This is a genomic window from Allobosea sp. (assembly GCF_051860145.1).
In the GTDB taxonomy this organism is placed as follows: Bacteria; Pseudomonadota; Alphaproteobacteria; order Rhizobiales; family Beijerinckiaceae; genus Allobosea.
In genome coordinates, this window is the sequence record NZ_JBHYEM010000001.1 from 700,427 (window position 1) to 711,952 (window position 11,526).

The 11,526-nt window shown below is 69.3% G+C and carries 13 protein-coding genes; 7 read left to right on the forward strand and 6 right to left on the reverse strand.

Annotated elements, in window-relative coordinates:
* Positions 1-8: 8 nt before the first annotated feature.
* Both ACTIF2_RS03235 and ACTIF2_RS03240 read right to left on the reverse strand, forming a co-directional pair.
* The gene (locus tag ACTIF2_RS03235; RefSeq protein ID WP_439495574.1) at positions 9-548 is read right to left on the reverse strand and encodes an SRPBCC family protein; all 540 of its coding nucleotides are present in this window, start codon (positions 546-548) and stop codon (positions 9-11) included.
* 42 nt (positions 549-590) lie between these two features.
* Positions 591-932 carry an ArsR/SmtB family transcription factor gene (locus tag ACTIF2_RS03240; RefSeq protein ID WP_439495575.1) on the reverse strand — a complete coding sequence of 114 codons (342 nt, stop codon included), beginning with the start codon at positions 930-932 and terminating at the stop codon, positions 591-593.
* Positions 933-1,097: 165 nt separating this feature from the next.
* Here ACTIF2_RS03240 and ACTIF2_RS03245 point away from each other — a divergent pair, with 165 nt between their 5' ends.
* From ACTIF2_RS03245 to ACTIF2_RS03270, 6 genes are all read left to right on the forward strand, one after another.
* A complete protein-coding gene (locus tag ACTIF2_RS03245; RefSeq protein ID WP_439495576.1) occupies positions 1,098-2,552 on the forward strand; it encodes an AMP nucleosidase in 1,455 nt (484 codons plus the stop codon).
* 174 nt (positions 2,553-2,726) lie between these two features.
* The gene (locus tag ACTIF2_RS03250) at positions 2,727-4,001 is read left to right on the forward strand and encodes a phosphopantothenoylcysteine decarboxylase domain-containing protein (RefSeq protein WP_439495577.1); all 1,275 of its coding nucleotides are present in this window, start codon (positions 2,727-2,729) and stop codon (positions 3,999-4,001) included.
* Between the two features lie 4 nt (positions 4,002-4,005).
* Positions 4,006-4,491, forward strand: coding sequence for a dUTP diphosphatase (gene dut, locus ACTIF2_RS03255; protein WP_439495578.1), 486 nt, complete (start codon positions 4,006-4,008; stop codon positions 4,489-4,491).
* Complete coding sequence (locus tag ACTIF2_RS03260; RefSeq protein WP_439495579.1) at positions 4,488-4,937, forward strand: RrF2 family transcriptional regulator; 450 nt, start codon at positions 4,488-4,490, stop codon at positions 4,935-4,937. Before dut ends, ACTIF2_RS03260 begins: the two co-directional genes overlap by 4 nt.
* An 84-nt stretch (positions 4,938-5,021) precedes the next feature.
* Complete coding sequence (cysK, locus tag ACTIF2_RS03265) at positions 5,022-6,008, forward strand: cysteine synthase A (protein ID WP_439495580.1); 987 nt, start codon at positions 5,022-5,024, stop codon at positions 6,006-6,008.
* Entirely contained in the window at positions 6,005-6,457 is a 453-nt protein-coding gene (locus ACTIF2_RS03270) for a GNAT family N-acetyltransferase (RefSeq protein ID WP_439495581.1), read from the forward strand. The genes cysK and ACTIF2_RS03270 overlap by 4 nt, the downstream gene beginning before the upstream one ends.
* A 9-nt stretch (positions 6,458-6,466) precedes the next feature.
* Here the strand turns inward: ACTIF2_RS03270 and ACTIF2_RS03275 are convergent, their stop codons facing one another.
* The 3 genes from ACTIF2_RS03275 to ACTIF2_RS03285 all read right to left on the reverse strand — a co-directional run bounded on the left by ACTIF2_RS03275 (position 6,467) and on the right by ACTIF2_RS03285 (position 9,755).
* Positions 6,467-7,336: a VOC family protein gene (locus ACTIF2_RS03275; protein WP_439495582.1), complete on the reverse strand. Its 870-nt coding sequence runs from the start codon at positions 7,334-7,336 to the stop codon at positions 6,467-6,469.
* Positions 7,337-7,457: 121 nt separating this feature from the next.
* Positions 7,458-8,699: an NAD(P)/FAD-dependent oxidoreductase gene (locus ACTIF2_RS03280; RefSeq protein WP_439495583.1), complete on the reverse strand. Its 1,242-nt coding sequence runs from the start codon at positions 8,697-8,699 to the stop codon at positions 7,458-7,460.
* A gap of 3 nt (positions 8,700-8,702) precedes the next feature.
* Entirely contained in the window at positions 8,703-9,755 is a 1,053-nt protein-coding gene (locus ACTIF2_RS03285) for a YihY/virulence factor BrkB family protein (protein WP_439495584.1), read from the reverse strand.
* Positions 9,756-10,023: 268 nt separating this feature from the next.
* Between ACTIF2_RS03285 and ACTIF2_RS03290 the strand changes: the two genes are divergently transcribed.
* The gene (locus tag ACTIF2_RS03290; RefSeq protein WP_439495585.1) at positions 10,024-10,719 is read left to right on the forward strand and encodes an outer membrane protein; all 696 of its coding nucleotides are present in this window, start codon (positions 10,024-10,026) and stop codon (positions 10,717-10,719) included.
* Positions 10,720-10,838: 119 nt separating this feature from the next.
* Here ACTIF2_RS03290 and recR read toward each other — a convergent pair whose 3' ends face one another.
* Positions 10,839-11,444: a recombination mediator RecR gene (gene recR, locus ACTIF2_RS03295; RefSeq protein ID WP_439495586.1), complete on the reverse strand. Its 606-nt coding sequence runs from the start codon at positions 11,442-11,444 to the stop codon at positions 10,839-10,841.
* Positions 11,445-11,526: the final 82 nt, after the last annotated feature.

The following is an 11,526-nucleotide window of genomic DNA, read 5'->3' on the forward strand; positions in this document are numbered from 1 at the left end:
GGGCGGGCCTAGCGCTCTGCGGCCGCCTTCAGATTGGCGAGGCCGGTCTCGAACTCGCCGCCGACCATGCGGTCCATGTTCATGAAGACGTGGAAGATCTTGGCGACGAAGGGCGTCGTCCCGGTCATCGCCCAGGTCACATTGGTGGCCGCGCCACGAGGCTCCAGCGTGAATGTGACGACGTTGTGAGCCTCGAACGGCTTGGTGAAATCGAGATCGAGGACGACCTTGGTCGGGGGCGTGGTCTCGGTGATCTTCATCCGCCCGTGACCGACCTCCTTGTCGCTCTTCCATTCATAGGCGGCGCCGACGCCGCTCTCCGCGCCGCTGTAGCTGCGCGCCATTGCCGGGTCCTTCTTCTCCCAGGGCGACCATTCGCCATGGCGGCGCAAATCGTTGACGAGCGGGAAGATGCGCTCCGGCGGGGCGTTGACGGCAAGCGAGCGCTGGATGGTGAAGATGTCGGGCTTCATCGCGGCCAGGACGAGCACGATGGCGATGCCGATGACGATCACGGCGACGAGCGAGAGAAGGACGGTCTTGAGCATGGTGCATTTCCTGTCGTGATGAATTCGTGTCGGATCGCGGCGTCAGGCCGGCTTGTCGCCCGCGGCCCTGATCTCGCGGAGGACGTCCTCCAGCTTGTCCAGGCTCTGGTCCCAGAAGACGCGATAGTGCTCGAGCCAATCGGCCACCTCGCGCAGCGGCCCCGGATCGAGCCGGCAGGGCCGCCACTGCGCTTCGCGGCCACGCGAGATCAGCCCGGCCCGCTCCAGCACCTTCAGATGTTTCGAGACGGCCGGCAGGCTCATCGCGAAAGGCTCGGCCAGCTCGGTCACCGAGCTCTCGCCAAGCGCCAGCCGCGCCAGGATGGCGCGCCTTGTCGGATCGGCGAGGGCTGACAGCGTGATGCTGAGGCGATCGGGCTGCATGAACTGAACCAGTTGGTTAATTAACTGATTGGTTTATTACTGCGCGCTGCGCTTGCCGTCAAGCCCCCCTTCACCGGCCGCTCATGAGCCGCCTCAGCGGCGCGAGCATCGGAGGCCGCAACGCCGCGTGTTGTCAGGACCGTGCGGGGCCAGCTAGAAGCGACCATGAGCTTCGAGATCGCCGCCACCCCGCAGGATGCCGTCGACCGGCTGGAGGCGCTCTATGCCGAGGCGAAGGATGCGCTGCGGGCCGATCTCCAGCGCTTCTTCGACACCGCGCAGCCGCCGACCGCGGAGGAGCGGGCCCGCTACCGCTACCCGATGCTGCGCGTCACCTACGAGCCCGCCAAGCTGCCGGCGGCGACCCGTCGCAGCTTTGCGAAATTCGCGGCGCCCGGCATCTATTCGACCACGGTGACCCAGCCGGCCGAGTTCCGCGCCTATCTGCTCGACCAGCTCGAGCCGCTCGTCACCGATTACGGCGCGACGATCGAGACCGGGATCAGCGGCCAGGAGATTCCCTATCCCTATGCGATCGAGGGCGGCGACGAGCTCGGCGGCGGCCGGATCTCGCCGGCCGAGCTTGCCCGGCATTTCCCGACGCCGCTGCTCTCGCTGGTCGGCGACGAGATCGCCGATGGCAGCTTCGACCTCGTCGACGGCGAGCCCAAGCCGCTCTCGCTCTTCGATGCGGTCCGCGTCGACTACTCGCTGCGCCGGCTGGTGCATTATACCGGCACCGACTGGCGCTCCGTGCAGCCCTGGGTGCTGCTGACCAATTATCACCGCTATGTCGATCAGTTCGTGCGGCTGGCGCTGGCCGAGATCGAGGCCGGCACGGCCGAGGCGCTGGTGACGCCGGGCGGCGTGCGTATCGACCGCGAGGGAATCGATGTCAGCGCCGCCGAGCGCGTGATGTCGGCGCCCTGGCACCGTTTCCAGATGCCGGCCTACCACCTGGTCCGCGCCACGGGAGACGGCGTTACGCTGGTCAATATCGGCGTCGGCCCGTCCAACGCCAAGAACATCACCGACCATCTCGCGGTGCTCAGGCCGAATTGCTGGCTGATGGTCGGCCATTGCGGCGGCCTGCGCCAGACGCAGATCATCGGCGATTACGTGCTCGCCCATGCCTATCTCAGGCAGGACGGCATCCTCGACGAGCTGGTGCCGCCCGACATCCCGATCCCGGCGCTGGCCGAGGTCCAGGTCGCGCTGCAGCAGGCGGCCGCCGAGGTCACCGGCGAGAAGGGCGACCGGCTGAAGCAGCGCCTGCGCACCGGCACCGTGGTGACGCAGGACGACCGCAACTGGGAGCTGCGCTGGACTAAGGAGCGCCGCCGCATCAACCTGTCGCGCGCCATCGCCGTCGACATGGAATCGGGCACGATCGCGGCCCAGGGCTACCGGCTGCGCGTGCCCTACGGCACCTTGCTCTGCGTCTCCGACAAGCCGCTCCATGGCGAGATCAAGCTGCCCGGCGCCGCCAATGCCTTCTACGAGCGCGCCGTCGGCGAGCATCTCAAGATCGGGCTCGCGGCGCTGGAAAAGCTCAAGGAGGCGGGCTCGACGATCCACTCACGCAAGCTCAGGAGCTTCGACGAGCCGCCGTTCCGGTGACATCCGCGTCATTCTCGGGCGGAGCGGAGCGCAGACCCGAGAATCTCGGGCAAAGCTAGGCTCACTTTCCAGAGATGCTCGGGTCAAGCCCGAGCATGACGGCAGGCTCGCACCCCATGACAGCCGCGCCCGCCAAATGCTACGACACCACCGTCACGCCTCGGGAGCCCGCCCTTGCCCGCATCTCGCTCCGTCCTGCTGATCATCGGCGGCGGCATCGCCGCCTATAAGGTGCTGGAGCTGATCCGGCGACTGAAGGATCACGGCATCGCCTCGCGCTGCATCCTGACCAAGGCGGGCGAGGAGTTCGTGACGCCGCTCGCGGTCTCGTCGCTGGCGGGCGAGCGCTGCTTCACCGACCTGTTCTCGCTGACCGACGAGGCCGATATCGGCCATATCGCGCTGTCGCGCTCGACCGATCTCGTCGTCGTCGCGCCCGCCACCGCCGACCTGATCGCCAAGATGGCAACGGGGCTCGCCAACGACCTCGCCTCGACGGCCCTGCTCGCCACCGACAAGCGCATTCTGATCGCGCCCGCCATGAACCCGCGCATGTGGGAGCATCCGGCGACGCGGCGCAACATGGCGCAGCTCGGGAAGGATGGCGTGCTGGTGGTCGGCCCGAATGCCGGCGCGATGGCCGAGCGCGGCGAGAACGGGCCGGGCCGCATGGCCGAGCCGCACGAGCTGCTCGCCGCGATCGAGCAGGCGCTGGCCGGCGAGACGCGGCTCGCACCCGCCGGCACGATCGGCTTCCTGGGCCGCAATCCAGGCGGTGCGCCGGCCGCGCCGAAGCCCCTCGCCGGCAAGAGCGTCCTGATCACCTCCGGCCCGACGCATGAGCCGATCGACCCGGTGCGCTACATCGCCAATCGCTCCTCCGGCAAGCAGGGCCATGCGATCGCTGCAGCGGCGGCGGCGGCTGGCGCCAGCGTGACGCTGGTCTCGGGGCCGGTCGCGATCCCGGATCCCGCCGGCGTCACCACCATCCATGTCGAATCGGCGCGCGAGATGCTGGAGGCGGTCGAGGGCGCCTTGCCGGCCGATATCGCGATCTTCGCCGCCGCGGTCGCGGACTGGCGGGTCGCGGACGCGGCGCCGGAAAAGATGAAGAAGGGCGCACGCGGCACGCCGGCCCTGGCGCTGGTCGAGAACCCCGACATCCTGGCGACGGTCGCGGCGCGCGAGATCGAGCGGCCGGCCCTTGTCGTCGGCTTCGCAGCCGAAACCGAGCATGTCATCGAATATGCCCGCGCCAAGCTGGCGAAGAAGGGCTGCGACCTGATCGTCGCCAATGACGTCGGCGGCACCGGGGTGATGGGCGGCGACGCCAATACGGTCCATCTCGTCTCGGCCGAGACCGTCGAGACCTGGCCGACCTTGCCGAAAGACGAAGTCGCGACCCGCCTGATCGCGCATCTTGCGCAGATGTCGAAGACGGAAGGCTGAAGCCATGGTCGCGGTTTCCGTCCGCCGCCTGCCGCATGGCGCCGATCTGCCCCTGCCGGCCTATGAGACCGAGGGCGCGGCCGGCATGGACCTGCGCGCCGCCCTGCCGCACGGCGAGACGCTGGTGATCGGCCGTGGCGAGCGCAAGCTCGTCCCGACCGGGCTCTCCCTGCAGCTCCCTCTCGGTTACGAGGCCCAGGTCCGCCCCCGTTCCGGCCTGGCGCTCAGGCAGGGCGTCACGGTGCTGAACGCGCCCGGCACGGTGGACAGCGATTATCGCGGCGAGGTTTCGGTCCTGCTCGTCAATCTCGGCGCGGAGGATTTTACCGTGGCGCGCGGCGATCGCATCGCGCAGCTGGTGATCGCGCCGGTGACGCGGGCGACGCTGGTCGAGACCGAGGCGCTGGACGAGACGGCCCGCGGCGCCGGGGGCTACGGCTCGACCGGCATCAGCGGCGGCAAGGCGCTCGCCAACGGGGGCCTGCCATGATGCTGCTGTCGCGTCGGAGCCTGCTCGCCGTCGCCGCGGTGGTCGATATCGCATTGCATGCGCGCCCGGCCCCGGTCGCCGCCAAACTGCTCGCGGCGCGCCATGACCTGCCGCCGCGCCATCTCGAGACCATGCTGCAGGCGCTGGTGCGCTCCGGCATCCTGAAGGGAGTGCGCGGCCCGCGCGGCGGCTATGAGCTGGCCCGCGAGCGCCGCCGCATCACCGCGGGCGAGATCGCACGGGCCGCGATGCAGGTTCTCGGCGACGAGACCATGCCGCTGCCGCAGTCGCGGCTTATCGACGACGTCGTCGGACCGATGCTGGACCGGGCCACGGAAGCTTTCCTGTCCGAGCTCGACGGCGTCACCGTCGAGGCGCTTTGCCGGGAGGCCGAGCAGAAGTCGGTTTTCGGCGAGCTCCACCTGAAGGCAGATTTCACAATCTGATTGTGTGATTATTTCCATTCATCGACAGTGCGCGTGAATTGCGATAGTCCTGACAACCCAAGAGGTGATCCAAGGGAGGCCCCCATGGCCGACGCAGCAGGCAAGCTCAATCCCGCCCCCGGCAAGGTTCCGGGTCGCGGCCGGGTCTATGATTCGATCACGGACACGATCGGCGATACGCCGCTGGTCCGCCTGAACCGGCTGCCGGCCGAGCGCGGCGTCAAGGCCACGATCCTGGTCAAGCTCGAATTCTTCAACCCGATCTCCAGCGTCAAGGACCGCATCGGCGTCAGCATGGTCGATGCGCTCGAGGCGTCCGGGGCGCTGAAGCCAGGCGGCACGCTGATCGAGCCGACCTCGGGCAATACCGGTATCGCGCTCGCCTTCGTCGCGGCCGCGCGCGGCTATCGCCTGATCCTGGTGATGCCCGAGACGATGTCGCTCGAGCGCCGCAAGATGCTGGCTTTGCTCGGCGCCGAGCTGGTGCTGACGCCCGGGCCCGGCGGCATGCGCGGCGCCGTCGCCAAGGCCGAGGAGCTCAAGGCCGAGATTCCGGGCGCGATCATCCCGCAGCAATTCGAGAACCCGGCCAATCCGGAGATCCACCGCAGGACCACGGCGGAGGAGATCTGGAACGACACCGACGGCAAGATCGACATCTTCGTCTCGGGCGTCGGCACCGGCGGCACCATCACCGGCGTCGGCCAGGTACTGAAGAAGCGCAAGCCGGCGCTGCAGATCGTCGCCGTCGAGCCGGAGGATTCGCCGGTCCTGTCCGGCGGCCAGCCCGGCCCGCACAAGATCCAGGGCATCGGCGCCGGCTTCGTGCCAGGCGTGCTCGACCGCGCCGTGATCGACGACGTCGTCACGGTCGGCAACCAGACCTCCTTCGACACGGCGCGCGCGCTGGCGAAATTCGAGGGCATCCCGGCCGGCATCTCGTCGGGCGCGGCGGTCGCCGCGGCGCTGGAGGTCGGCGCCCGGCCCGGCAACGAAGGCAAGACCATCGTGGTCATCATCCCCTCCTTCGCCGAGCGCTATATTTCGAGCGCGCTTTTCGAGGGTCTGTGAGCGCAACGGCGCTTCAGGTCGTCCGGCTCGGCGAAGCCCTGCCGGACGAGATCTCGGCCCTGCGCGACGAGGCGGCCGCCGAGGGCTACCGCTTCGTCGACGGCCTGATCGAGGAATGGGATAGCGGACGTTATCATGACGGGGACGAGCGCAACGCGCTCTTCGCCGTCTTCCGGGACGGGACGCTCGCGGCGGTGGGCGCGGTGACGCCCGATCCCTACGATCCCGCGCCCGACCTGCTGCGCATCCGGCATGTCTATGTCCGGCCGCAGGACCGTCGCGGCGGCGTCGGCCGGCTGCTGGCCGGCGCGCTGGTGCAGCAGGGCCTTGCGCTCGCGCCGCGGCTCTCGCTCAACGCCGCCGATTCCGGCGCGGCCGCCTTCTGGGAAGCGAACGGTTTCCGGCCCGATGGCGGCGGCACCCGCCGCAGCCATTTGCTCACCCGCTGAGGCGCGGCATCAGCGCCGCAGGACGAGCCGGTTGCCCCAGGGGTCGGCGATGGTCGCAGCCTCGCCCTCGTCGCGACCGCCCGCGGTGAGGATGCGCTGGCGCATCGCCGCGAAAGCCGCTTCATCGGCGGCGACCAGCTCGAAACCGGCGAGCCCGGCCTCGCCCGCCTGGCGCGGCCCGGCGCCGCGGCTGCCCCAGATATTGACGGCGACGTGATGGTGATAGCCGCCGGTGGCGAGGAAGCTGGCGCCGGGATAGCGCACCATGAGGTCGAAGCCGAGCGCGTCGCGATAGAAGGCCTCGGCCTGCGCGGTGTCGCCGACGCGCAAATGGATATGGCCCATGCCGGTGCCCGCCGGCATGCCGGGATAGTCCTTGCCATCGGCCTCGGCGAGCAGGCGGTCGAGATCGAGCCGCTCGGTCGACATCCGGATCGCGCCGCCATCCAGCCGCGGCCATTCGGAGCGGGCGCGGTCGCGATAGATCTCGATGCCGTTGCCTTCCGGGTCGGAGAGATAGAGCGCCTCGCTGACGAGATGGTTGGACGCGCCCTCCAGCGGCACGCGGGCCTCAGCCGCATGCGCCAGCCAGTTGGCGAGATCGCGGCGCGAGGGCAGCAGGATGGCGAGATGGAACAGGCCGGCCGGCGATGTCGGGGCCGTCGCGCCGGCCTCGAGCCGCAGCAATGGCACGCCGCCAACGCCGAGCACCGCGACACCGGCGCCTTCCGAGATCAGCGTCAGCCCGATCGCGTCGCGATAGAACGCCGTCAGGCCGGCAAGATCGCGGGCTCGCAGCGAAACCGCGCCGATATGATAGGGCGCGTCATGGGCCTCGAGCCGCGCGGGGCTGGACGGTGTTTCCGAAACTGCAAGCATGACGGCCTCCAGGCTTCGCGGCCGCACGGCCGCTCCATGCCATAGATGGCGCGGCGGCAGCGATTTGTCGCCTCCTTGCCGGCAAGTCCCGGATTGCAGCGATGCAATCGGCGGGAGCCGCTCACGGTCGCGCCGGGTCAGGCCTGTCGATGCTGAAATGAGCGAACCAGGACGGCTCCTGACCTTCGATCAGGGCGCCGATCAGGCGCGAGGCGAGATAGCTGAAGGTGATGCCGTTGCCGCCATAGCCATAGGCCGCGAGCAGGCGCGGCTGTCCGGGCACCCGGCCGATCAGCGGCAACCCGTCCTCGGTCTGGCCGAAGGCGCCCGACCAGGCGTGTGCGACCGTCGGCTCGACACCCGGCACCAGCGCCGCGAGCTTGCCGAGCAGCGCCTGCGTCTTCTCCGGGCCGAGACGCTCGCGCCGCTCGACGTCATCGGTCTCCTCGTCCTCGCCGCCGATGACGATGGCGCCGTCGCTGGTGGTACGGCAATAGACATAGTCTTCCGACGCTTCCCAGACGAGCGCGCGACCGCGCCAGAACGCCTGCGGCTGCTGGGGAGCCGTGGCGAGCGCCCAGCTCGAGGCGACGCGGTGCAGGTCGGTTCTGACGCAATCGGGCATCACATAGCCGGTCGCCAGGACGACATGGCCGGCCTCGATGGTGCGCCCGCCCGCCAGCGCGACCATGGCGCTGCGGCCGAGGCCGTCGAAGGCGACCGCCTCGTCGCGCACGAACCGGGCGCCGCACATCGCTGCCTGTGCGAGCAGGGCGTGGCAGAGGCTGAGCGGGTCCGCCTCGGCCGAACCCGGCGAGACGATCGCAGCCGCCCGGTCGAAGCCGAATTCGCGCAGCAGCAGCTCGTGGCCGAGCAAGGCGCCCGGCAGGTCTGCGCGCTGGCGCAAGGCGAACTCGTCGGCGAGCTCGCGCGGGCCGACCTCGCCTGCTGCGAGATAAACCGTGTCGCGCGCATGGAAGGCGCAGGGCAGGGACAGCCTCACGATCAGCTCGCGCAAGCCCTCGACGGCGCGGAAGCTGCGCCGGTAGATGTCCGCCGCCCGCTCGAAGCCGTAAAGCGCCGAGAGACGGCGCAGGGAGAGATCGATCTCCCATTGCAGCATGGCGGTGCTGGCGAGCGTGCTGCCGAAGCCCGCTCGCTCGCGATCGACCACGACCACCTGGAGACCGCGCGCCGTGAGATGCTCGGCCAGCATCGCGCCCGTGATTCCGCCGCCGATGATCGCGACGTCGCAGCGTGTGTCGGCATTGAGCTCCTCGCCCGGCGGGCGCGGCAGGCCGGCATGCCATGGGCTCGTGCCGCTGCGCAGATCGGCCTGGTGCGTGTCGTCGGGATCCAGCATCGCCTACTCGTCGGCCGTCGACGGCGCGACGGTGTCGGCCATGGTGGCGCCGCGCCGGCCGAGCGGCTTCGGCCGGCCGATCGTGGTGTCGCGCGCGGTCTGGTGCTCGAGCTCGGCATTGAGCTCGGCGCCGGCCAGCACGATCATCGCCGAGAGCCAGAGCCAGGTCATGAAGACCACCACGGTGGCGAGCGAACCATAGGTCGCGGTGTAGTTGGCCAGCGTGCCGACATACCAGGAGAAGGCCCAGGAAGCGGCAGCCCAGAACAGCGCGGCGGCCATCGCGCCCGGCATCACCCAGCCGAAGCGCGCCGGCCGGCGGCTCGGCCCGAGCCAGTAGAGGCAGGCGATCGCCATCGTGCCGACCAGGAAGAAGGCCGGCCAGCGCACCACCCGGACGAGCCGCTCGAGCTCGGTATGGAAGGGGAAGAGCGCGGTGATCAGCGGCACGACCGCGATCACGGTCAGCGCCGCGGCGAGGAGGACGACACCGCTGATCGTGGTCAGCAGCGAGATCGCGTTGAGCTTGAGGAAGCTGCGTTTCTCGCGCTCGCGATAGATGATGTTGAGCGCATCGAAGACCGCCTTCACCGCGGCGTTGGCGCTCCACATCGCGACCAGCAAGCTGATGATGAAGGTCAGCGACAGGCCCACCGAGGTCTGCGTCGCGAGCCGCATCGCCTGCTCGTGGATCAGCTCCCGCGCGGCCTGCGGGAAGACCGTGGTGAGGCTGTCGAGCTGGTTGGCGATGGTCAGCGGATCGGTGAAATAGCGATAGATCGTGACGAAGAGCGACAGCGCCGGCACCAGCGAGAGCAAGGTGAAGAAGGCGACGGCGCCGGCCAGCGAGCTCAGGCGGTTATCGGCGACATTGCCGACGAAGCGCCCCAGCACGTCCTTCCAGCCGATCCAGGTCATTTGCAATGGGGAGCCGGCGGCCCGGCCGCGCGCCGCCTCGCGCAGCGGGCGGGTCAAGCGCTTCGACACGGCTTCCGCGACATAGCCCAGCGCCACCGCCGCGCCGGCCGCGCCCGTGATGCGTTTCAGGAAGGCCATGGGATGTCTCCGCCGCCGCGAGAAGGTCGGGTCGGTCGCGGCTTGGCGCCGGCCCTGGGCTAACCGGCGAGCCGGCGGATTTGTTCCGGCCGCCTGTGCGCGGGTCACCTGATTTATCCGTTTGTTAACCTTAACACTTTCTAATCATGACCGAAGACGCGCCGGCTGCAGCGCAGCCGCCATCCGGTCCCGAACCCGAGATCCAGCGATGACCCTGTTCCTGAAAGCCGGCCTTGCAAAACTTGTTGGCTTGGCACGACTTGTTGGCTTGGCGAGCCTCGCTCTCCTGGCAAGCCCCGTGCTCGTTCCCGCCGCCCAGGCCGCCGATCTGCCCTATGGCAAGGGCGGCCTGCCGCCCGCGCCGGTCCTGCCGGAATTCTATTCCTGGACCGGCCTCTATGCCGGCGGCCAGATCGGCTATTCCTGGGGTTCCGAGCGCACGCGTTTTTCGGCGCTGAACGGCGCTTTCGCCACGTCCTACTCCTATGACACCGACTCGGTGGTCGGCGGCGGCCATGTCGGCTTCAACTACCAGCTCGGCTCCTTCGTGCTCGGCGTCGAGGGCGATGTCGAGGCGGTCGGCAGCGACGGTTCCTTCGACAACGCCTTCGCCCGCGGCGGCGTGAAGCGCGACTGGCAGGCCTCGGTGCGCGGGCGCCTCGGCTTCGCGATGGACCGCTTCCTGATCTACGCCACCGGCGGCGTCTCCTTCACCGAGTTCGACCAGCATTTCTTCGACCCGGCGACGGGCGCGCGGGACTACGTCCAGACCTCGCGCTCCGGCTGGACCGCCGGCGGCGGCGTCTCCTATGCCTTCAGCGACCATCTGATCGCCGGCGTGGAGTATCGCTATACCGATTACGGCCGCTTCGACCGGAACGCGCGCAACGCCTTCCTCGGCCTCGCGACCGACCACGACTCGACGCTGCACACGGTGCGGACCAGCCTGAGCTACAAGTTCTAGGGCAGCGCACGCTCGTCATTGCGAGGAGCGTAGCGACGAAGCAATCCAGAAGGAGTGCGCGAGCCCCCTGGATTGCTTCGCTACGCTCGCAATGACGACCGCGGGCCTCGCCGGGCGGCTCAAAACCCCGTGCGCTGGCGGATCGCCGCGGCGAGCGTGCCGTCGTCGAGATAGTCGAGCTCGCCACCGACCGGCACGCCATGGGCGAGCTTGGTCACCTTGACCGGCAAATGGGTGAGCAGGTCAGTGATGAAATGCGCCGTGGTCTGGCCGTCGACCGTGGCGTTGAGCGCCAGGATGACCTCCTTGACCGCCGGATCGGCGGCGCGCGCGACCAGCGCATCGAGCGTCAAATGCTCGGGCCGGACGCCGTCCAAGGCCGAGAGCACGCCGCCCAGCACATGATAGCGGCCCGCGACCGCGCCCGAACGCTCCAGCGCCCAGAGGTCGGAGACGTCAGCGACCACGACGATCAGCCCGTCGTCGCGGCGCGCGTCGCGGCAGATCGAGCAGGGGTCGCTGGTGTCGATATTGCCGCAGGTCGTGCAGGTGACGATGCGCTCGCGCGCCGTCACCATCGCGTCGGCGAGCGGACCGAGCAATTGCTCGCGCTTCTTGACGAGATGCAGGGCGGCGCGCCTCGCCGAACGCGGGCCGAGCCCCGGCAGCCTGGCCAGGAGCTGGATCAGGCGCTCGATCTCGGGGCCGGCAATGGCGCGCGACATGCGGGCTCGAGACTCAGAACAGCTTCATGCCGGGCGGGATCGGCAGGCCCTTGGTGATCTCGGCCATACGCTCCTGCATGAC

Excerpts from the sequence above, each read along its gene's own strand:
- ACTIF2_RS03280 (WP_439495583.1), bottom strand. The coding sequence starts at position 8,699 with ATGCTGGATCCCGACGACACGCACCAGGCCGATCTGCGCAGCGGCACG.
- ACTIF2_RS03235 (WP_439495574.1), bottom strand. The coding sequence starts at position 548 with ATGCTCAAGACCGTCCTTCTCTCGCTCGTCGCCGTGATCGTCATCGGC.
- ACTIF2_RS03260 (WP_439495579.1), top strand. The coding sequence starts at position 4,488 with ATGATGCTGCTGTCGCGTCGGAGCCTGCTCGCCGTCGCCGCGGTGGTC.
- cysK (WP_439495580.1), top strand. The coding sequence starts at position 5,022 with ATGGCCGACGCAGCAGGCAAGCTCAATCCCGCCCCCGGCAAGGTTCCG.
- recR (WP_439495586.1), bottom strand. The coding sequence starts at position 11,444 with ATGTCGCGCGCCATTGCCGGCCCCGAGATCGAGCGCCTGATCCAGCTC.
- ACTIF2_RS03285 (WP_439495584.1), bottom strand. The coding sequence starts at position 9,755 with ATGGCCTTCCTGAAACGCATCACGGGCGCGGCCGGCGCGGCGGTGGCG.
- ACTIF2_RS03240 (WP_439495575.1), bottom strand. The coding sequence starts at position 932 with ATGCAGCCCGATCGCCTCAGCATCACGCTGTCAGCCCTCGCCGATCCG.
- ACTIF2_RS03245 (WP_439495576.1), top strand. The coding sequence starts at position 1,098 with ATGAGCTTCGAGATCGCCGCCACCCCGCAGGATGCCGTCGACCGGCTG.
- dut (WP_439495578.1), top strand. The coding sequence starts at position 4,006 with ATGGTCGCGGTTTCCGTCCGCCGCCTGCCGCATGGCGCCGATCTGCCC.
- ACTIF2_RS03275 (WP_439495582.1), bottom strand. The coding sequence starts at position 7,336 with ATGCTTGCAGTTTCGGAAACACCGTCCAGCCCCGCGCGGCTCGAGGCC.